27 protein-coding genes and 3 pseudogenes are annotated in these 20,142 nt (G+C 50.0%); 27 read left to right on the top strand and 3 right to left on the bottom strand.

The window, feature by feature from the left end:
• From BJ887_RS16535 to BJ887_RS16560, 6 genes and pseudogenes are all read left to right on the top strand, one after another.
• The coding region (locus BJ887_RS16535) for a S49 family peptidase (protein ID WP_229216853.1) at positions 1–1,263 on the top strand (1,263 nt) is incomplete at its 5' end.
• 9 nt (positions 1,264–1,272) lie between these two features.
• On the top strand, positions 1,273–1,605 hold the full coding sequence (locus BJ887_RS16540; protein WP_121340134.1) for a head decoration protein: 333 nt from the start codon (positions 1,273–1,275) through the stop codon (positions 1,603–1,605).
• A 55-nt stretch (positions 1,606–1,660) separates the two neighbouring features.
• Positions 1,661–1,906 (top strand): annotated as a pseudogene (locus tag BJ887_RS16545) (major capsid protein); the annotation flags it as partial.
• Positions 1,907–2,069: 163 nt separating this feature from the next.
• Positions 2,070–3,305 (top strand): tyrosine-type recombinase/integrase, encoded by a 1,236-nt coding sequence (locus BJ887_RS16550; protein WP_121340135.1) that lies wholly within the window; start codon positions 2,070–2,072, stop codon positions 3,303–3,305.
• Between the two features lies 1 nt (position 3,306).
• Positions 3,307–3,534 carry an AlpA family transcriptional regulator gene (locus BJ887_RS16555; RefSeq protein WP_121340136.1) on the top strand — a complete coding sequence of 76 codons (228 nt, stop codon included), beginning with the start codon at positions 3,307–3,309 and terminating at the stop codon, positions 3,532–3,534.
• A 64-nt stretch (positions 3,535–3,598) separates the two neighbouring features.
• Positions 3,599–4,210, top strand: coding sequence for a hypothetical protein (locus BJ887_RS16560; RefSeq protein WP_121340137.1), 612 nt, complete (start codon positions 3,599–3,601; stop codon positions 4,208–4,210).
• A 30-nt stretch (positions 4,211–4,240) separates the two neighbouring features.
• On the opposite strand, the gene BJ887_RS16565 is transcribed toward BJ887_RS16560, so the two are convergent.
• Positions 4,241–4,783 carry a hypothetical protein gene (locus tag BJ887_RS16565; protein WP_121340138.1) on the bottom strand — a complete coding sequence of 181 codons (543 nt, stop codon included), beginning with the start codon at positions 4,781–4,783 and terminating at the stop codon, positions 4,241–4,243.
• Between the two features lie 5 nt (positions 4,784–4,788).
• Positions 4,789–4,983, bottom strand: a complete 195-nt coding sequence (locus tag BJ887_RS16570; protein WP_121340238.1) for a toxin-antitoxin system HicB family antitoxin — start codon at positions 4,981–4,983, stop codon at positions 4,789–4,791.
• A 131-nt stretch (positions 4,984–5,114) separates the two neighbouring features.
• Between BJ887_RS16570 and BJ887_RS16575 the strand changes: the two genes are divergently transcribed.
• The 11 genes and pseudogenes from BJ887_RS16575 to BJ887_RS23355 form a co-directional block, all read left to right on the top strand.
• Positions 5,115–5,402, top strand: a complete 288-nt coding sequence (locus BJ887_RS16575; RefSeq protein ID WP_121340237.1) for a host cell division inhibitor Icd-like protein — start codon at positions 5,115–5,117, stop codon at positions 5,400–5,402.
• Positions 5,395–5,574: a hypothetical protein gene (locus tag BJ887_RS16580; protein WP_121340139.1), complete on the top strand. Its 180-nt coding sequence runs from the start codon at positions 5,395–5,397 to the stop codon at positions 5,572–5,574. Before BJ887_RS16575 ends, BJ887_RS16580 begins: the two co-directional genes overlap by 8 nt.
• 5 nt (positions 5,575–5,579) lie before the next feature.
• Positions 5,580–5,903 (top strand): DUF4222 domain-containing protein, encoded by a 324-nt coding sequence (locus BJ887_RS16585; RefSeq protein WP_121340140.1) that lies wholly within the window; start codon positions 5,580–5,582, stop codon positions 5,901–5,903.
• Positions 5,900–7,318, top strand: coding sequence for a helicase RepA family protein (locus BJ887_RS16590; RefSeq protein ID WP_121340141.1), 1,419 nt, complete (start codon positions 5,900–5,902; stop codon positions 7,316–7,318). Before BJ887_RS16585 ends, BJ887_RS16590 begins: the two co-directional genes overlap by 4 nt.
• A gap of 184 nt (positions 7,319–7,502) precedes the next feature.
• Entirely contained in the window at positions 7,503–7,865 is a 363-nt protein-coding gene (locus BJ887_RS16595) for a hypothetical protein (protein WP_121340142.1), read from the top strand.
• A gap of 6 nt (positions 7,866–7,871) precedes the next feature.
• Positions 7,872–8,231, top strand: coding sequence for a hypothetical protein (locus tag BJ887_RS16600; protein ID WP_121340143.1), 360 nt, complete (start codon positions 7,872–7,874; stop codon positions 8,229–8,231).
• A gap of 243 nt (positions 8,232–8,474) precedes the next feature.
• Positions 8,475–9,515 (top strand): major capsid protein, encoded by a 1,041-nt coding sequence (locus tag BJ887_RS16605; RefSeq protein ID WP_121340144.1) that lies wholly within the window; start codon positions 8,475–8,477, stop codon positions 9,513–9,515.
• 9 nt (positions 9,516–9,524) lie between these two features.
• The gene (locus BJ887_RS16610) at positions 9,525–9,866 is read left to right on the top strand and encodes a head decoration protein (protein WP_121340145.1); all 342 of its coding nucleotides are present in this window, start codon (positions 9,525–9,527) and stop codon (positions 9,864–9,866) included.
• A gap of 10 nt (positions 9,867–9,876) precedes the next feature.
• A complete protein-coding gene (locus BJ887_RS16615) occupies positions 9,877–10,260 on the top strand; it encodes an AlpA family phage regulatory protein (RefSeq protein WP_121340146.1) in 384 nt (127 codons plus the stop codon).
• A gap of 270 nt (positions 10,261–10,530) precedes the next feature.
• Positions 10,531–11,106 (top strand): tail assembly protein, encoded by a 576-nt coding sequence (locus tag BJ887_RS16620; protein WP_121340147.1) that lies wholly within the window; start codon positions 10,531–10,533, stop codon positions 11,104–11,106.
• 15 nt (positions 11,107–11,121) lie between these two features.
• Positions 11,122–11,412: pseudogene (locus tag BJ887_RS23355) on the top strand (terminase small subunit); the annotation flags it as partial.
• 40 nt (positions 11,413–11,452) lie between these two features.
• Here BJ887_RS23355 and BJ887_RS16630 read toward each other — a convergent pair.
• On the bottom strand, positions 11,453–12,391 hold the full coding sequence (locus BJ887_RS16630; RefSeq protein WP_121340149.1) for an FRG domain-containing protein: 939 nt from the start codon (positions 12,389–12,391) through the stop codon (positions 11,453–11,455).
• A 169-nt stretch (positions 12,392–12,560) separates the two neighbouring features.
• Here BJ887_RS16630 and BJ887_RS16635 point away from each other — a divergent pair.
• The 10 genes and pseudogenes from BJ887_RS16635 to BJ887_RS16680 form a co-directional block, all read left to right on the top strand.
• Positions 12,561–13,349 (top strand): annotated as a pseudogene (locus tag BJ887_RS16635) (major capsid protein); the annotation flags it as partial.
• Between the two features lie 45 nt (positions 13,350–13,394).
• The gene (gene gpFI, locus BJ887_RS16640) at positions 13,395–13,802 is read left to right on the top strand and encodes a DNA-packaging protein FI (RefSeq protein ID WP_040017194.1); all 408 of its coding nucleotides are present in this window, start codon (positions 13,395–13,397) and stop codon (positions 13,800–13,802) included.
• A gap of 11 nt (positions 13,803–13,813) precedes the next feature.
• A complete protein-coding gene (locus tag BJ887_RS16645) occupies positions 13,814–14,167 on the top strand; it encodes a head-tail joining protein (protein WP_040017195.1) in 354 nt (117 codons plus the stop codon).
• 15 nt (positions 14,168–14,182) lie between these two features.
• A complete protein-coding gene (locus BJ887_RS16650; RefSeq protein ID WP_032637982.1) occupies positions 14,183–14,761 on the top strand; it encodes a phage tail protein in 579 nt (192 codons plus the stop codon).
• On the top strand, positions 14,758–15,156 hold the full coding sequence (locus tag BJ887_RS16655; protein WP_121340151.1) for a phage minor tail U family protein: 399 nt from the start codon (positions 14,758–14,760) through the stop codon (positions 15,154–15,156). Before BJ887_RS16650 ends, BJ887_RS16655 begins: the two co-directional genes overlap by 4 nt.
• A gap of 7 nt (positions 15,157–15,163) precedes the next feature.
• The gene (locus BJ887_RS16660) at positions 15,164–15,907 is read left to right on the top strand and encodes a phage tail protein (RefSeq protein ID WP_121340152.1); all 744 of its coding nucleotides are present in this window, start codon (positions 15,164–15,166) and stop codon (positions 15,905–15,907) included.
• A 10-nt stretch (positions 15,908–15,917) separates the two neighbouring features.
• Positions 15,918–16,349, top strand: a complete 432-nt coding sequence (gene gpG, locus BJ887_RS16665; RefSeq protein ID WP_059310190.1) for a phage tail assembly chaperone G — start codon at positions 15,918–15,920, stop codon at positions 16,347–16,349.
• A gap of 50 nt (positions 16,350–16,399) precedes the next feature.
• A complete protein-coding gene (locus tag BJ887_RS16670) occupies positions 16,400–16,672 on the top strand; it encodes a phage tail assembly protein T (RefSeq protein WP_020690724.1) in 273 nt (90 codons plus the stop codon).
• Positions 16,656–19,793 carry a phage tail tape measure protein gene (locus tag BJ887_RS16675; RefSeq protein ID WP_121340153.1) on the top strand — a complete coding sequence of 1,046 codons (3,138 nt, stop codon included), beginning with the start codon at positions 16,656–16,658 and terminating at the stop codon, positions 19,791–19,793. Before BJ887_RS16670 ends, BJ887_RS16675 begins: the two co-directional genes overlap by 17 nt.
• Positions 19,790–20,128: a phage tail protein gene (locus tag BJ887_RS16680; protein WP_121340154.1), complete on the top strand. Its 339-nt coding sequence runs from the start codon at positions 19,790–19,792 to the stop codon at positions 20,126–20,128. Before BJ887_RS16675 ends, BJ887_RS16680 begins: the two co-directional genes overlap by 4 nt.
• Positions 20,129–20,142 lie beyond the last annotated feature (14 nt).

The following is a 20,142-nucleotide window of genomic DNA, read 5'->3' on the forward strand; positions in this document are numbered from 1 at the left end:
CGGGTTTTCTTTTGCGCGCTGGCAGGCCAGCTGGGTATCACCCGTCTGACGGATCCCGCTTCTGGCGTCACGCTCGGTGCAGAACAAATTGCAGAGCCGCTGGCGCTGTTTGGCGATGATGAGGAAATGGGGCCCCGGCCAGCGCGGAGCTATCAGGTAACAAACGGGATCGCGGTGCTTCCCGTTTCCGGCACGCTGGTCAGCAAAACCCGGTCACTGCAGCCTTATTCCGGTATGACGGGCTATAACGGGATCATTGCCCGCCTGCAGCAGGCAATCAGCGATCCCGGCGTGGACGGTATCCTGCTGGATATGGACACACCGGGCGGGATGGTGTCCGGGGCTTTTGACTGTGCCGATATTATTGCCCGGATGCGGGATATCAAGCCCGTCTGGGCGCTGGCGAACGATATGAACTGCAGCGCAGGGCAGCTTATTGCCAGTTCTGCATCACGACGGCTTGTCACACAAACGGCCAGAACCGGATCTATCGGCGTCATGATGGCGCACAGTAATTATGGCGCTGCACTGAAAACTAACGGCGTTGAGGTCACGCTGATTTACAGCGGCGATCACAAAGTCGACGGCAATCCTTACGAAAAACTACCGAAGGACGTTCGCGCTGATTTTCAGACGCGTATCGATGCCACTCGTCAGATGTTTGCCGAAAAGGTTTCCGCTTATACCGGCATGTCAGTGCAGGCCGTACTGGACACCGAAGCGGCTGTCTTCTCAGGCCAGGAGTCCGTGGATAACGGTCTGGCGGATGAACTTGTTAACAATACCGATGCGCTCGGCGTGATGCGTGAAGCACTCGACAGACGCAAAAAAACAACCACTGGAGGAACTATGCCATCACCTTCTGCATCTGCAGCGACCAATCAGCCAGCTGACCAGACAGCTACACAGACTTCTGCACCAACTGAGCAGGTCACCACCGTTGACACAACAACCGCGGCTTTAACGGCCCCGGCAGACCTCAGCGCTCAGGTTTCGGCAGCCGTAGCCGCCGAGAACGGTCGCATCATGGGTATTCTGAACTGCGAAGAGGCAAAAGGTCGCGAATCACAGGCCCGCGCGCTGGCCGAAACGCCGGGCATGACGGTCGAGAGTGCACAGCGTATTCTGGCCGCGGCGCCGCAAAGCGCCCAGGCGCGTACCGATACGGCGCTGGATCGTCTGATGGAAACCGCACCAGGCGCTCTTTCTGCAGGGAATGTCTCTGCTGAAGCCGGCGACGATTTGTTAAACACCCCCGTTTAAGAGGCTAACATGGCAAACACTGAAGTATTTACTCATCACCAGCCGCTCGGTAACAGCGATCCGGCACACACTGCGTATGCACCGGGCGAACTGACAGCATCCACCCCGGCAATGACCCCGCTCATGCTCGATGCTACGTCAGGCAAGCTCACTGTCTGGGACGGCGAGAATGCAGGTGCAGCAACCGGCATTCTGGCGGTTACTGCTGACCAGAGCAGTGCAGAACTGGCATTTTATAAATCCGGTTCGTTCCGCATCGAAGATGTGCTCTGGCCATCTGCCGTTACCGACGAAAATATCAAGCGTAACGCGTTCGCCGGTACTGCGATCAGCATCGTTTAATCACCCTCAACTTTCATAAAAGCCGCATATGCGGCTTTTTTTACGGGAAAATTCTATGTCAGTGTACACAACAGCCCAGCTTCTGGCGGTCAATGAGAAGAAATTCAAGTTCGATCCGCTCTTCCTGCGCATCTTCTTTCGCGAAACTTATCCCTTCAGTACAGAAAAAGTCTACCTGTCGCAAATTCCTGGCCTGGTCAACATGGCTCTTTACGTGTCGCCGATTGTCTCCGGGAAAGTGATCCGTTCCCGTGGCGGCAGCACGTCGGAATTTACGCCTGGCTATGTGAAGCCTAAGCACTTAGCATGGCTTTCTGAGGCTTTCGTATAGTTGCTGGTTTTTGCACTTAATTGTTTGATAAATATGGTTAAATATTTCTTGCGCTTTCACTGGATTTTCCTCGTTTTCTGTGCGTTGCAATCACCTCTGTATTGCAGCTTGTATTGCTTTTTGGGGGCAAAAAATGGCTGGTGAGAACAAATTGAGCGACAAGGCGCTTAAGGGGTATCTGGGAAAATCCAGAGAAAAGCAGATCACTGTAGCGGATGGGAAGGGTCTTTCCGTTCGTGTGAGTAAGAAGGGGGCTGTGAGTTTTGTTTTCTTCTACAGGTTAGCTGGTGGTCTGACTGCCCCGGTCTGGTTAACGCTAGGTAAGTATCCTGATATGTCGCTAAAACAAGCCAGGGAGAAGCGGGATGAGTGCCGGGCGTGGCTTGCAGAGAAACGAGATCCACGTATACAGATAAAGATTCAGTCCGAGGAGCGTCTTAAGCCGGTTACTGTTCAGGACGCTCTCTGTTACTGGTACGAAAATTACTGCAAGGTTCGTCGCAAAACCCATGCTGTAACTCTGGGGCGATTTCGTAAACACGTTTTTCCCTTTATCGGTCATCTGCCTGTGAACGACACACACCTCTATGAATGGCTCGACTGTTTTGACCGGATTAAACGTAATGCGCCAGTTATGGCGGCGTATGTATTTTCTGACACAAAACTGGCACTTCGTTTTTGCCGGGTTCGCCAGTACGCAACCTGCGATGCACTAAAGGACTTGCGCATGACCGATGTTGGCCAGGCGGCAGGTAAGCGTGATCGGGTTCTTAATGAGGCCGAGTTAGGGCAGCTCTGGAAAGCTATCTTTGTTGAACCTGATATCAAGTTGATGTCCGAATATGCCAGGAAAATGTTTGTTCTGTGCACGGTTTTCGGATGCCGCATGAGTGAGGCCCGGTTATCAGAATGGAAGGAATGGGATCAAAAAAACTGGGTATGGTCCGTTCCAAAAGAGCATTCAAAAAATGGAATGGAAATCGTAAGGCCAGTACCCGAAGGTCTGAGGCAGTGGATAACGGACGTCTACGAGGAAACAAAGCATTCCGGCTATGTGCTGGGTAGTCTGCGTATCAGGGAAAGCGTAAGCAAAATTGGTGGAAAAATTGGTAAGCGGCTGGGCCACGAAAAGCAATGGTCTCTACATGACCTCAGGAGAACGCTTTCAACACATCTGAATGATTTGGGCGTTGAGTTTCATGTCGTGGAGCAGCTATTAGGCCATGTATTACCTGGTGTGGCGGGTATTTACAACCGAAGTAAATTCATGGCGAAGAAACTGGATGCGTTAGATCTCTGGGCGACATACCTCAATAGCATCTCAGGTGCTGAGTCAAAAGTGACAATCCTCAAACAAAAGGCTGGTTAACATGAAAAAAATGGCAGTTGTTGATAAAAAGGGTCTCGAGTACATTCCTAACATTGACCGTATGATTCGTGAGAAAGAGTGTCGGGAACTAACTACTCTTGCGAACAGCACTCGCTGGAAACTGGAGAAGGAAGGAAAGTTCCCTAAACGAATCAAGATTGGAGCTACAGCTGTTGCTTACCGGCTATCCGAGATTCAAGAATGGATTCGAGGAGAGTGGAATAGCTAAACATATTACAGTTGAAGAGACGATAAAATACAATACAGGATCTAGAAATTTTAATGGGGGGATTATGGATTTCTTCGATAAAATCATCAACATGTTAGGTGGGGTGTCAGTTGTTATTACAGGTGTTGTGGCTTATGTTGGTAAATTATATTTCGAGAGGTATAAAGCGACCCAGGATGCAAGGAATAAAGAGCTGCAAGCTAATATAGATGCAACAAATGCGGGCTTGAAAAGCAAACTTGAGAATTCTGTTTATGTGACAAAAAATCAATTTGATAAAGAGTTTTCAGCCTATAGTAATATATGGGGGGCAATGTTTGAATTAAAAGAAAGTGTAGTGAATTTACGACCACCTCTAGATTACATTGACAAACAAGAAACATTAGAGGCGAGAAAGTTAAGACGTTTGCAAAAATTTAAAGAAGCATTTAATTTATTGGTGACACATGTTGAATCAAATAGACCGTTTATACCTGTGGGGATTTACACTTTCATTCGCGAATTTCAACGATGTTGCCGAAAAGAGTCGATTGAGTATGAGCATGCATGCCTCAATGAAGATGGCATGCGCTATTGGAAAGATGCAGAGGTGAATATTAACGAAGTTTTAAAGAATATGGATAATGTATGCGAAGTTATCCGTGAAAGGCTTCATAAACTCTCGGTAATAGAGTAAGAAGGGGGTTCCCCTTCTTTTTCATTCAAGTCAATAAGGGTCATTTATCGTCATTATTTTTGTTAACTTGTTTTTTAAATCAACATATCGCACTTTATGTGTTTTATTATCATATTTAATATTGATGTCATGTAAGTGTGTGTCAGACAAATATTCTTGAAAATCAATTACAGAATATGATTGACCATTATGTTCTTTGGGTATTATGAATAACTTTAGTTGGACTTTCTCACGGGCTATTTTTTGGGTGTTGACTGTATAGTCTAAGAGGTTATTGTATTTCTCGATTTCATCATGCTCTAACGTGAATCGTTGGTCTACACCGATTGAATGATATTTAACATCAACCATTATAAAATTCACATCAAGTGGTAATAAATAAAAATCAGGTCGTTTACCATTTATAGCAACCAGCTTTTGTGGTTTTGACCAATCTTCCTGATGAACATGTATGAAAGGTTGACCAATTTCCTCAAAATGTATTAACGCAATGGATTCTCCACGAATACCATCTTCAATGGGTTGTTGTTCTATTTTTAAAAGAGATTTTCTTATTGAATCTAAAGTAACCATCTTTGTTATCCTTTCGGTTCTATCCCTTGTTCACGAAGTTCTTTTCTAGCAAGTTCTTTTAGCCAATTGCCTAAACTCATTCCCGATCTTAATGCAACTTCATTCATTTGTTCTTTAAGTTCAGGATTTATTCGGATCTGAAATGCAGGTGCCTTACCTGTTCCCTTTGGCTGTTTATCGCGTTGAATAGCTGTTGACATGTGTGTACCTATTACATAGCATTGGATGAATAGGTACATACATTAGCATGATGATGTGACTTAAGACAACGCCTCGGTCTGTTGGAGCAGTACCGAGGCGTCTAACCAAACCGTTAACTGGAGTAACGATTATGGCTGGAACACAGCATACCCAAACTCACCCCAAATTTACATGGCTATTCCTTGGCACTCCAAATGGCCACGCCTGCACACCCGTAGTTTTGCGCACCGTCGCCGAGACCGAAGATACTGCCCGTAAAGCCTTCTGCGGCTGGAAGTTAACCTTTGCCGCAAAAATCCGAACCGAAAGCCCGCTTTCTGTGTCGTTTATGGACCCTGAAAACCAAATCCTTTGGAGCATTCTGGGTAGCGATCCTTACAGCGCGGATGCCGTGCCAGTGGAGGTGCGTCATGCATAAGTCCGACTTACCCGCAGATTACGAGATCCGCGTACTGGTGACGGTCAAAAACGGTCAGGTTACAGAGCGCCGCCTTCGTCCGAATGAAATCGTGGCCACAGCGGAAGGTTTTATCCAGGCAGTTCGTCAGGCAGCTGGTGCATACGGTTTAACTGCTACCAACAAGGAATAAATTTCATGGTGAAAAAATTCAATCGGGCACAGCCTGAGGGCATCGCTCAACCAAAAATCGAGCTTAACAGCCGCTGGAAAGATTCTCGCGGGGAAAAAATTACTGTCACAGACGTAACGGATAGCCGAATTACGTATGTCCGGGATGGATACTCCCATGAGTGTGTTTTTTCTGAGTACCGGTTCCGAAATGAATTTATCTACCTCCCTGAGGAAAGCCGAGAGTGGCAGGAGGCCGTAAAAGAAAATGGGCGTAAAAAAATCGCTGCTCTGCGATCTTCTCTGCCGCTGAGTGTTGGATCTGACGGATGGGACAAGGGGCTGAAATGAAAAACGCACCGAACCTGAAACATCAGCCAAAGGAAAAATTCACTGAGGCAGTTATCTTTGCCGGGTCTGATGCATACGCACATGCTAGGGGATGGGAAGAGGGGCTTGGTAAACAGATCGCCGAAGACACTGTCCCTCCCGTTTACCTTGGGCCAAAACAGCTGGCAGAGCTCGATAACCTGCGCATTGTGGATGACGGCCGTCGTGCCGCGCGCATATATCTGGCCGGGAATATTGAGTCTATCCAGATTAATAATATTGCCGATAAACTGGCTCTGGCTGGTGTGCAGGATGCCAAATTGTACAAAGGTATTCCCGACCAGGAGCCGGAGGACTGGAGAGAATATCTTTCCCGTCTGCGCGAACAAATTGAAGTCTCTGCGAGGGAGGTGTCATTGCGGCACAGTTTACCGTTAAGCGTGGGATCTGATGGGTACGATCAGGAGCAGGATTATACGTTAAAGAGTTATCTCCCCTCTAATAGCCTGAGCAGCATATACGGCCCTAGCGGTTCGTATAAAAGTTTTCTGGCGGTGTCCTGGGCTTGCCACGTTGCAGCCGGAATGAAGTGGGCTGGAAAGTCAGTATCAGCTGGCGCCGTGATGTACGTAGTGGGTGAAGGTGGTATTGGCGTCCCGCGGAGAATAAAGGCGTGGGAGAAAAAGCATGGTGTGAAACTGAATAACCTCTATCTGGTCAACCGTCCGGTTTTCCCGGTTCGCCGTGAGGAAATGCAGGAGATGATCAAAGCTGCGCGTGATGTTAAGTCCAGAACGGGCCAGCCGATTCGCCTGATTGTCGTCGATACGCTGGCACGGTGCTTCGGTGGTAATGATGAAAACGATGCTCGTGATATGGGGGCGTTTATCGAAGGCTGCGACGTCATCAAGCGTGAGACTGGCGCCACGTTGCTGGTGGTACATCATTCAGGAAAAGACGATACCAAAGGCGCACGAGGTTCCAGTGCTTTCAGGGCAGCTCTGGATGCAGAATTTAACATTCGCCGCGAAGGTGACGGCGGAGCGATAATTCTGACCTGTACGAAGATGAAGGATGCGGAGGAGCCTAAACAGGCCGCATTCGATTTGCGCCCGGTGGAACTGTTTACGGATCGTGATGGCGAACTTATTTCTTCGCTGGTGGTTAATGATGTTCCTAGAGAGGCAAAAGGAGTAGATCCTGAGTTGGTAGGGATAGCGAAGTTAACAGGTAATCATATGGCTCTATGGCAAGCTATCCGAAGTAGAACAATGCAAGGTGAGCCTTGTACCAGGGCTGTTCTGCGCGATGATTTGAAAGCGATGGGCAGTGATACTAAGCACTTTAGCCGCTGGGTTCAAAAGTTGGTTGATGATGGATTGATTATCCCGAATGGTGACGTATTAACTATACAATCGTTAAGAGAAGTGGGTTAGAAAGTGGGTAGTAAGTGGGGAGGGCTGGGGGAGTCCCTATGTTTTCCCCACTTTGCGCCTATATACTTGGACAAAGTGGGTAAAAACGCTCTAACCCGCGTCAGTACTGGTTTTGGTAGGGGTAGCCAAAAAAGCTGGTGGGTTGTAAGTGGGAAGCTAACAAAGTGGGGAGGAAGTGGGGATTATGAAGGAAGGAACAACACGAACTGTAGTTGATGAATCATTTGTTCGGTTTTTTAATAGCTTCCATTCGGTAGCTGAAAAATCTTCTGGCACTTTGGCATTAGCCATTATTCAGTGTTTGGTAATGGCGGCTGCTGTAGTAAAAAAAGAACAAGTGCATGGGTTAATGTATTGGGGCTTAACATTTGTTGCCGTAATTTCTACTCTGGGGTTTTTTGTATGCTTTCTTTCCATAATCAATGTGATTGCAAAACAAGACAATTGTGGAAAATGGATTAAATCCCTGATCTTTTTATTATACATATCTGCCTATATAGGAACGTTACTATCCGCTATAGCAACAATAATTTCACTGAATGGGTAATATTTTATGAATCGGCTAATAGAGATCAAAAACCGCCTCGAAGTAATCGAACAGGCGCTTAACGAACAGTATCCGCGCTTTAAATCAGACCCAGAAATCACAGGGCAGATAACACACCTGAAGGACTATGTTCAGGAGGAACGTAAGAGGATTCAGAAACAGAAGGCGCGGGGGGAATTGTCAGAGGTTGAATCAGCCTTCATTGAGCCAGCCATTAACGATGTGTATCTGTCATCGCTCGATAAAATCAGACGAGGTTCAAAACCAAGCAATAGCGTTAATGGCTACATTTGCGATACCTCATCTACACTGAGTTACTGGTTACATGCAATTAATGAATTTGAGACTAAAAATCAGATTAAATAAATGCATAAAAAAGCGGGCCGCACTCAGGCCCGCTTTGGCAATTACCGATTTTTATACATGGTGTTATCTGGAGGGAATAACGAGGTTTACGATAACAGATTTAATGTGTTGTGAAATTGTATCACGTTAACTTTATACACTATTGCACTCTCTTGCACACCATTGCATACATCTAATACAACTTTTTCAGTGATAGCATTATCCCTGCAACGGACCCTATCTGAATTTTTTATGAGGTAATATATGTCAGGTTTATACACGCCAGCGGCACTTGTTCGGGTTGTTGGTGCCGAGGATATTCAGAAGCAACTCAAAACACTGTTCACAGATTTATTCTTTACCCGTGCGGTAACGTTCGAAACCCGCGATATCATACTGGACACTATTGACGACCCTAATATTCCGATCGCAGCATTCTGTTCGCCAATGGTAGGCAGTAAAGTGGCACGCGATGAGGGTTATGAATCGAAATCTATCCGTCCGGGTTACATGAAGCCCAAAAGCAGCATTGATCCGAATAAACTGGCCGTTCGTCCGGCGGGAGTAACCCCTGAGCAATACAGCTCGCTCGATGCCCGAAATATTAAAGTCAAACAGGCTATTCTGAAGCAATCCATTTCTATCCGGGCGCGTATTGAATGGCTGGCTGTTCAGGCAGTTACTACCGGGAAAAATATCATTGAAGGAGAAGGGATCGAACGCTACGAACTGGATTGGAATATCAAATCCCAGAACATGATCACTCAGGCAGGTGGCGCTGCATGGTCAGGTAAAGACAAAGCGACATTTGACCCAAATGACGACATTGAAACCTACTCAGAACTGAGCGAAGGCGTTACTAATATCATCATTATGGGCGGGAATGTCTGGAAGAAATACCGCTCATTCAAAGCGATCAAAGATGTACTCGATACACGTCGCGGCTCTAATGCCCAGCTTGAAACAGCACTGAAAGACCTGGGCGATTCAGTGAGCTTTAAGGGCTATATGGGCGATGTTGCAATCGTCGTTTACAGCGGTCGATATACCGACGAAGACGGCACAGAGAAATATTTCCTTGACCCTGATTTGATGGTGCTGGGTAACACTGCGCTACAGGGCATTGTGGCTTATGGTGGAATTCAGGATCCCGAACTCATCCGCATGGGCATCACCAAAGCAGAACTTGCGCCCAAGAATTACATCGTACCTGGTGATCCGGCAATTGAATATGTCCAGACCCATTCCGCGCCGCAGCCAATTCCTGCCCGTATTAACCGATTTGTCACCGTTCGTGTGGCCTGAGGAGCAATCATGACTACAAATTATACTGAGCTGGTGGCCGGCACTGAGGCGCTGGTATCAACCTTGGGTATCTTCGCTGGTGGCAAGGGCGTGATCCCAGCGCTGACACCCCTTATGCAGGATGCCACTGACGGCGCTCTTGTTGTTTGGGACGGGGCTCATGTAGGGCAGGCGGTCTATGTGTCGTGCTTCGCTGTTGATACTGCAAGCCAGACGCAGGCGCAGGTCTACAAGACTGGTGTGCTGAATGTCGATGCACTCAACTGGCCGGAAGAGGTTACAACTCTCTCGGCAAAGATTGCCGCCTTTGTTGGTTCGGGTATTTCTGTGCAACCTCTGGCGCACGTGTGAGGAGAAAAAGATGAAAGTTAAAGACAATAGTCTCATGGCAACCGCCGATGCTCTCTATCCGGATCCGGTAGTGAACGAGCTGCAGGAGCTTGCAGACAAGATGAAAGTCAGTGAGCGCCTGGTTGATATGAATCAGGTGATAGAACTCACCACACTAAGCCGCCGTACATTGCTCAACCTCGAAACCCGAGGCGAGTTTCCGGTGCGTGTACAGGTCACTGAAGGGCGTAAGGCATGGTATCTGAGCGAAGTTATCGAGTGGATCAATAACATTCCTCGCAGCTCTGAAACATGTCAGGTCCCTGTGCCCGTTAAACCAGATGCATCACTTCGCCTTAAGGCTGAACGAATTCGCCGACAGGCCCTGGACGGCAAAAGCAAACTTGTCGGCTAGTTGAGCTAGCCCGATTGGCCCGGGAAGGTGCGCGGGTCCTTTCGGGCAGTTTGGCTTAATACGGGGCGGCGACCTCGCAGATTCTTGCTATTTAAGAAAATTTTATGCGATTTGCTGTTTCTGTTCTTCTTCGGTGTAACTATTTGTTTTTAATGAAAATGCCACCCAAAAAGAAAGGAAATGGTAAGTGCTATTTTGATCTAAAAACAGCTTAACCGTTTCCTTTCTTCAAAAATTAGTGAGGCGACTATGAATCCATGTGCAGAAGTCATGACAACCATCAGTCTGGGAGGCGCTCTTGGAAAACTGTTTGGGAAAATACACCACCGAGTCATCCGGAATACGAGAGAAGCTGTCAGAGCTTTAAATGCCACCATCCCGGGGTTCGAAAAATACCTGAACAGTAGCAAATCCCGAGGACTCACCTACGCGGTTTATGTCGGTGAGCGGAACATTGGAGAACAGGATCTCAGTTTCCAGCACATGGGGAGAGAGATTCGAATTGTTCCCGTTGTGATTGGGAGTAAGAAAGCGGGTCTGGTACAGACAATTCTGGGGGCGGTGCTGGTGATTGCTTCTATCTGGATGCCGGGACTGAGCATAGCAGCCAGTAACCTGATGTTTTCGGCCGGTGCAGCAATGACATTAGGTGGTGTGGCCCAGATGCTTTCTCCACAACCGGCTGGCCTATCCAGTAAGCAGAGTGCCGATAACAAAGCCTCGTATGCGTTTGGAGGTGTAACGAACACAGCTGCCCAGGGTTACCCGGTACCTCTGCTTTACGGAAAGCGCCGGATTGGCGGTGCTATTATTTCAGCCGGGATCTACGTCGAAGATCAGCTTTAAGATGCGCGTGAAAAAGGGGAGGTGATTGACACCGCATTCGCGACTTATGCCTTGTCGAAATTAGCTGGAGAAGTTGGAGCAATCATGGATAGTCTCCCACTTGCTATTAGTCGACAGTTTTCTGGTATGGAAAAGCGGTATCTGGACTCCATTAAAAGGGAGGTCAGTAAAGCGATAAATCGTGCATGTATTATTGCAGATGAGATACCTGACACGGCTTCCAAGTATATTGAGGGATTTCAGGAAGAATATATTTGTTGGGGGGTAAGGCTAATAAATATACGAAGATTGCTGTGTCGCCTTTAAAATATTTTCGATTATCTTATCTTTTAAAGGCGGCTGTCGCTTATTTTGAATTGAGAAGTAATGAACGACTTTTAATATGCTCAATCTGATGTTCTATTTCGGGGAATAAAGTGTGCTCGTTGATGCCACATAAATCCAATTCTTTTAAGATGGTTCCCTTCGTTTCTGAAGGTATACGGATTTTTTGTAATGCGCCAGTTCTTAGTAAACTTGTAAGGTCGGATGTCTTAATTATTTCTTTATTATTTATTATTTTTCCGCCATGAACGGTAAAGCATCCCTTTTGAGCAACTAGACGGCTATTCAACATCGGGGCATAATAGGTGTATAAATCTACTGCTTTAATATGCTCGGAACCTAGGTCCATCTCTATAGGTGATTCATCTTCTTGCGAGAAGTGTAATAGTAACTCTACGTCAGTCAGTTCTGTTAGATCTGTATAAGGAGTACCTTTTAATTTAGGAGGTACTTTTGCTAAGAAGTATTTATGATACTTCGAACATCTTTCTAACATAATCTTATAGGCTTCGATTTCGAAACTTGCATTCACAAGTTGCTCAATATCATTGAGTGATGAATTTCTATATTTATGAATGTCATCAACATTAAGTATGAATATTTCGCCATCAATTTTACTTTTTTCTTTACAACAAAAATAAAGCGCCACTAAAAGGTTTTCGGACCAATCAAGAAGTCGTGTTGGAAGACCATAATGCTGCGCATATGTCAAAAGTTCTAAAGTAGATGTGTGCTCATTCCTAATAGAAGGAAAACGCCTTACCATTTCTTCAATGATTGTAGCCTCTTCGTAATAAACTTTTCTACCCTTGTGAATGGTTCTAAATAAGGCAGGTTGTAACTCATATCTATAGTCACTATGCCCACGAAACCAATATGTTGAAGACTCATTTTTGTTTTTGAACAGAAATTCAATGATGTCTGCTAAGTTGTTTATCGCATTATTTGTCATCTTGGCCATTTTTCAACCATTCATCAAGAGTGAGTTTGAATGTAGCAATATTTCAGTCTCAAAAGCACGCATTCGTTTGTGTATTGCACCTTGTATTGCACTTCATAAATTCATCCATAAATTATGAATGAAATCTCTATATAAATCATTCACATTCTTTCAAGGTTGACTCATATAGCCTAAGCATGAAGTTAACCCGCTGATGACTCTTCGCCGCCTGCCTGATGAAGACCCACAAAATCTGGCTGACCCTGCCTATCGCCGCCGCCGCATCATCCTTCAAAACATGAAAGATGAAGAGCTGGCGATTGCACAGGTGGAAGAGAAGCAAGCAATTGAAGCTGTGCTCTATGGGAAATACACCATGAGCGGAGAAGCATTTGAGCCAGTAGAAGTCGATATGGGCCGCAGTGCCGGTAACAACATCATCCAGGCGGGTGCAGCTGCCTGGTCCTCTCGCGACAAAAAAACGTACGACCCGACCGATGATATTGAGGCGTACGCGCTCAACGCCAGCGGCACAATCAACATTATTGTGTTCGATCCGAAGGGCTGGGCATTGTTCCGCTCTTTCGACGCGGTGAAGGAAAAATTGGATACACGTCGCGGCTCTAACTCCGAACTGGAAACCGCTCTGAAAGACCTGGGTGAAGCCGTTTCTTATAAGGGCATGTACGGAGATGTGGCCATTGTCGTTTACGCAGGCCAGCTTGTTGAAAATGACGTCAAAAAGAACGCTCTGCCAGACCTGACAATGGTGCTGGGAAATACCCAGGCGCGCGGCCTGCGTACCTATGGCTGCATTCTGGATGCAGATGCCCAGCGCGAAGGCATTAATGCTTCAACGCGCTACCCGAAAAACTGGGTGCAAACGGGCGACCCGGCACGTGAGTTCACCATGATTCAGTCAGCTCCGCTGATGCTGCTGCCAGATCCTGACGCGTTCGTTTCAGTCAAGCTGGCATAACTTTCCCAAGTGGCCCTGTCGGGCCACATTTCTGGAGTATTTCCCATGACAGAAAAAGAAACCCTTATCGCCCGACTGAAAGAGCTGGGCGTAAAGCTTGATCGTGAGGTCAACGTCACAGGCACGATCCAGGAGCTTACGTTACGTATTTCTGAGCTCGAAGAGGAACTCGACGAAGACGGAGAAGAGGGAGCGGAAGCGGCCAGTAGTGCTGTTACCAGCACGTCGAGCCAGCCTGGCGCGGATAACACTTCTGGCTCGATTACCGAAAATCCTGCATCAACAGAGATCGGCGCGCTGGTGGCGGTTGAAACGCTGGTGACCTTGCACATAAACGCGCTTCACGCCACGCGTAACGAGTCTGTGTCTATTGTCGAGCCTGGTGTCGTTATCCGCGTGACTGACGTAGAGGCTAACGACCTGATATCTCGGGAGCTGGCCCGGGAAATCTGACAGGGGGCCTAATGGCTGATTTCGACAATCTTTTTGATGAAGCGATGGCGCGCGCGGATACCACTATACGTGGAGTGATGGGCGCAGAGGCAAGGATAACCTCAGGATCTTTATCCGGCGTCACGCTCCGGGGGGTCTTTGACGATCCAGAGAACATTGGTTACGCCGAAGTGGGGATCCGAATTGATGGAACCAGGCCGACGTTGTTTGTGAACACATCGGATGTTAGCGGGCTGGAAAGGCTGGATACGCTGAAGGTTAACGGGCGTGAATTTTGGGTTGATCGCGTTGGTCCGGATGATTGCGGGTCCTGCCATGTTTGGCTGGGTAGTGGATCACCTCCCGGCGGTTCGCGGCGTCGTTAAGGAGCATTCATGCCGATAAAAGGTCTTGAGCAGGCTATCGCTAACCTGGATAGCCTGGACAGAAATATGGTTCCCAATGCCAGCGCATGGGCTGTGAACCGGGTTGCTGCTAATGGCGTCTCGGTTGCCGTCCGAAGGGTGGCGAAAGAAACGGTAGCCGGTGATAACCGCGTTTCGGGGATACCCGTAAAGCTGGTCCGACAAAGGGTGCGAATCAACAAAGCCTCGGCGTCAGGGCACTCAGCGGCCCGAATTAAGGTTAACCGGGGCAATCTTCCCGCCATCAAACTCGGTGCCGCGCAGGTCAGGGCGACGAATCGAAAGGGCCCGCTGGTTCGAAAAAGTAGCGTGTTAAGAATTGGCCGTTATGTTTTTCGTGACGCCTTTATCCAGCGCCTGGCGAACGGCCGCTGGCACGTCATGAAGCGAATTGCAGGAAAAAGTCGTTATCCCATCGACGTGGTCAAAATTCCATTGTCCGCGCCCCTCACAACTGCTTTCGAAGCAGAAAAGAAACGCATGCTTGAAGAGGAAATGCCAAAACAACTTGGCTATGCCCTCAGGCAACAACTGAGGTTGCATCTGACACGATGAAACACACTCTCATTCGCCAGAAAATTATTGATGTGCTTGAAGAGGCCATCGGGAACGACGTCATGTTTTTTGACGGGCGTCCTGCTGTCATTGAGGAGGAGGATTTTCCTGCCGTTGCGGTCTATCTGACCGATGCGGAGTATACCGGCGAAGAACTTGATGCCGATATGTGGGCGGCAACGTTACATATTGAGATCTTCCTGTCCTCGCAGGTACCAGATTCCGAACTGGATGAATGGATGGAAAGCCATATTTATCCTGCCCTCGCTGACGTACCCGGTCTCGATTCACTGTTAACGCTCATGGTTCCACAAGGCTTCGATTATCAGCGCGATGATGCGATGGGGTTGTGGACTTCCGCCGATATGAAATATTCAATCACTTACGAAATGTGAGGAAAACATGCCAACACCTAATCCACTCTCTCCTGTAAAAGGTGCCGGTACCACGCTCTGGCTGTACACCGGAACGGGTAACGCTTTCGCCAACCCACTCTCTGATATCGACTGGAATCGCCTGGCGAAAATCAAAGAACTCACGCCTGGCGAAATGACCGCCGAATCGTATGACGACACCTACCTCGACGACGAGGACGCCGACTGGAACGCGACCGCTCAGGGGGCAAAATCTGCTGGCGACACCTCTTTCACCCTCGCCTGGAAGCCGGGTGAAGAAGGGCAAAAAGACCTGGTCGCATGGTTTATTGATGGCTCAGTACGCTATTACAAAATCAAATACCCGAACGGTACCGTCGACGTTTTCCGCGGCTGGTGCAGCAGCCTGGGTAAAGCCATCCCGGCAAAAGAGGTTATTACCCGCACAGCGAAAATCACCAACACCGGCAAGCCGGAGCTGGCTGAAGAAAGCGGGAGCCCGAATATCCCCGTCACCGGCGTCACGCTCGATAAAGCCACGGCAAGCGTGGCCGTCGGTGCAACCACAACGCTCAATGTGACGGTTAATCCTGCCAGCGCCTCTGATACCTCGTTCCGCGTGGCAACCTCTGACGGGGCAAAAGCAACGGTCACCGTTAGCGGCAACGCGATCACCGTCACCGGCGTGGCGGCAGGCACCGCTGACATTATTGTAATGACCAGCGACGGTAATTTCGTTGCGGTCTGCAAAGTCACCGTAACTGCAGCGTAAGGAAGGACGCATGTTTCTGAAAAAAGAGAAGTTCACCTGGCAAACAGAATCCCTGACCATCTTCGAGCTGTCGGCGCTTCAGCGTATTGAGTTCCTGACGTTTATGGCCGCAGAGGAAAGGGCCGTCAGTGCTGACAGCGAGGGCATCAGCGATCAGGAAATGACGGCCAGGCTGATTGGCTCAAATATTCGCTGCGGTGCGCGTTTGATCGCGATGTCTTTGTGGCATAACGATCCGGCCGGCACGGATGTGGAAACGTTATATCAGCAGGTGCTGAGCGGCTGGCCACCGGAGGCGATCGGTAAAGCAGAAATGGAAATAAAGCTGCTCTCCGGCATGCTCGTTCCGGTTGATGAAGACAACGCTGCAGATCCAGATGGCTCAACGGAGGCCGAAAGCGCAGAAACCGTTACGGCGGAAAAGCCCTTGCCAGCGAGCTGAAGTTTGTCCTGAATCTGGCGCGCGAGTTCGGGCGACCCGACTGGCGCGCCATGCTGGCTGGAATGACCTCCAGTGAGCTGGGCGACTGGCACCAGTTCTACCGGGATCATTATTTTCAGGACGCGCAGCTCGATGCGCATTTCTCAGAGCTGCTTTATTCCATCTCCACTCTTTTCTTCCGCGATCCGGAACTTACCCCCGCACATTTCAGCCTGCTTTCTCCTTCGGATAGCGTCATCAGCGATGATGAGCCGGATGATGACACGCTGATGACCGCCGCCGAGGGGATCACAGGAGGTATCCGATATGGCCCAGCAGATTAGCGATCTGGTTATTAAGCTGGATGTTGACCGCGCCACCTTCAGCGAGCAGGTCGCCCGAATCAAAGGGCAACTGACAGGAATGGCGGATGAGTCTGATAAAGTTCAGGCGCGAATGCAGCGTGCAGCGGACCGTCAGAGCGCGGCATTAAAGAGCGTGGGCGACGCTGGCGCGGCGGCTGCCGCAGATATGAAAGCCCGACAGTCTGCTGCAACGGAAGGGCTGGCCAAAGACTGGCAGAACGTTTCTAAGTCCGTTGATGAAACTCACCGCCGCGTGACCGAGCTTAATCAGCGTATGCGGGAAAATGACGGACAGGCCGCAGCGCTTGCCCGCCGTCAGGATGAACTGGCGGCATCCTTTTTCCGCCAGATTGACGGCGTTCGCCAGCTCAATGGTGAAACGCAGTCGCTTGCGAACGTGCAGGCGCGCTTTCGTGCGGCAAGGGCACAGGGCAATATCACCCAGCAGGATTATCTCGCCCTGATTTCCCGCACCACGGCCAGGCAAAAAGAGCTGCAGATCGTAGAGGAAAAATCGGCCGCCGCGCGTACCCGATTCCTCAGTCAGCTGAAGCAACAGGTCGCAGAGCAAAAACTCTCCGGTACCGAGTTGCTGCGCATGAAGGCGGCGCAGGTTGGTGCAAGCGATGCGGCTGAGGTCTATATCCGCAAGCTCGAGGCTGCCAAAGTGGCCACGCACGGTCTGGGCCTGCAAAGTGCCGCAGCGCGGCAGGAACTGGGGATACTGATCGGCGAGGTCATGCGCGGTAACTTCGGTGCACTGCGCGGCTCCGGGATCACGCTGGCGAACCGGGCAGGATGGATAGACCAGCTGCTGTCGCTGCGCGGGCTTGGGATCGCCGGCATGGTTGGTGGTATTGCCGCGGCGGTTTACGGGCTGGGTAAAGCCTGGTATGACGGCAGCAAAGAGTCCGAGGAATTTAACAGGCAGCTGATCCTGACCGGGAATTACGCCGGGAAAACGTCCGGACAGCTACAGGCACTGGCGCGCTCACTGGCAGGTAATGGCATCACACAGCATGCTGCGGCAGGTGTGCTGGCGCAGGTTGTCGGAAGTGGTGCGTTTAGCGGTAATGATGTCAGCATGGTGAGCAATGTTGCTGCCAGGCTGCAGCAGGCCACCGGGCAGGCCGTCGACGAAACCATCAACCAGTTTAAACGCCTGAAGGATGATCCGGTTAATGCAGTCACAACGCTCAACGATTCGCTGCATTTTCTGACGGCCACGCAGTATGAACAGATTGCCTCTGCTCAGGCGATGGGAGATACGCAGAAAGCATCAGAGCTTGCCATGCGCGCATATTCTGATGCGGTCATTCAGCGGGCCGGGGCGGTTGAGGAAAATCTTGGCTCCCTCGAAAAAGCCTGGAACTGGGTGAAGAATGCGGCCTCAGGCGCGTGGGATGCGATGCTGGGCATAGGGCGTAATCCTGACACCGCGATGAAGCGCCAGGACTCTTTTGCTGAATGGCAGGCAGCTGAGAAAGAATACCGTGCACTGTCCGGCAATCTCAAGGTTGATCCGGACTATGCCGGTAACAACGTTCTGCAAAAGGCAGATGCGGAAAGGCTGAGAAACGCGCGCCAGCAGGTAGAGTTTAAGAAGCAGGCTTACGATCTTGCCGATAAGCAATATGCCCAGGAAGGGCTGGCAGCTGCCAGGGAAAAAATGCGGACGGAACAGCAGACACAGGCCGTCCGGACCCAGCAGCAATTTAATCAGATGGTTGAATCCGGGGCGACGGCGGCAGAAAAACGTGCCCTTGCGGAGAAAAAACTCAATCAGCTTATTGCTAAAAACCGCCAGGATGCGAAAGACGGCATCGCCACGTTGTGGACTGAAAAGGACATAGCGGCAGCACGCGTCGGGATTGAAAAGCAGTGGAAGGATCCCAAAACGCCGAAAGGCAAAAGCTATTCAACGCCAGCCGGGGACAAAGCTGAAGAAAAAGCGCAGGCTGAACTTCTCACCCTTCAGGCCCAGCTTAAAACGCTCGAGCAGCATACCAGCGTAAACGACGTCATAAGCAAACAGCGGCAGGATCTCTGGCAGACTGAAAATCAGTTCGCCGTTCTGCAGGAGGCGGCTGGTCGTCGTCAGCTTACGGCGCAGGAAAAATCCCTGCTTGCGCACAAGGAAGAAACGCTCGAGTACAAGCGGCAGCTGGCCGACCTGGGGGATAAGGTTGCCAGGCAGCAAAAGCTCAACCAGCTGACCGACCAGGCCGTGAAGTTTGAGCAGCAGCAAAAAGCCGCCAGGGCGGGTTTACAGGCTCAGTCTGATGGGCTATCTACCCGCGAGGCCGGGCGACAAACCACCCTGCAACGTCTCAGCGAGAGCTATTCATATAACCCTCAGGCGCAGCAAAAGGTTCTGGAAGAGCAAAGGGCGACGTTCGAGGCTGAAGATGCCCTGCGCGCAAACTGGCTGGCCGGTGCGAAACAGGGCTGGGCCGAATATCAGGATTCAGCGACAAACGTTTTCAGCTCCGTTCAGCAGATTTCGCAGGCAACGTTCAGCGGGCTGGCGGGCCAGCTTACCAGCCTGACAACAACCGGGAAGGCGAGTTTCCGGGACTTCACCAGCTCGATCCTCAAAATGATTGTGTCCGTTATCAACCAGCTGCTGGTGGCTTACACCATCCAGAGCGCAATGGGCTGGGTGAGCGGCGGGGCGAAAGCCTCCTCTGCAGGTCAGTCATTCGCGGTCCCGTCATACCGGCCACAGGGTTTTGACGTGGGAGGTTTTACCGGGCACGGCGGCAAGTACGAGCCAGCCGGTATCGTTCACCGCGGGGAATTCGTCTTCACCAAAGAGTCAACCAGTCGCATCGGCGTGGCGAATCTCTATCGCCTGATGCGCGGGTATGCCTCGGGTGGTCTGGTCGGCGGCGGGAGCGCAGCCGGGGCTGGCATGGGCGGGATCAGTGTTTATGCCCCTGTGAACATCAGCCAGCAGGGGAGTGACGGGAGCATAAATCAGGCGAACGCCACGGGGACGGCGAAACAGCTGCAGGCGATTGTTCAACAGACAATCACCGAGCGACTGAAAAAAGAAATGTCCGCAGGCGGCGTGCTTTATTCGAGGAGGACACCGTGACAGACACGTTTACCTGGCGCACGCGAAAAACCGCGCAGGGCACTGAAACGGCCCGAACGCTGCAGGCCCAGTTCGGGGATGGCTACAAACAGATAGCGGGGATGGGGATCAACGACAAACAGGAAACGTGGAACCTGGACTGGACGGGCACCAGACATGAGGCGGCTGCGCTGCGTGCTTTTCTGATGTCTCACGTTACTAAATCGTTCTGGTGGACCACGCCATGGGGTGAAAAAAAGCTGTTCAGAATGAAGGCCGATTCGTTCAGCGTTTCATTCCCTACCGGGAAAAAAGCCACGGTGGCCTTCACTTTTGAACAGGCGTTTGCGCCCTGAGAATATCGAGAACA

The organism is Enterobacter sp. WPR_3_1, from assembly GCF_003635055.1.
Taxonomy (GTDB): Bacteria; Pseudomonadota; Gammaproteobacteria; order Enterobacterales; family Enterobacteriaceae; genus Enterobacter; species Enterobacter ludwigii.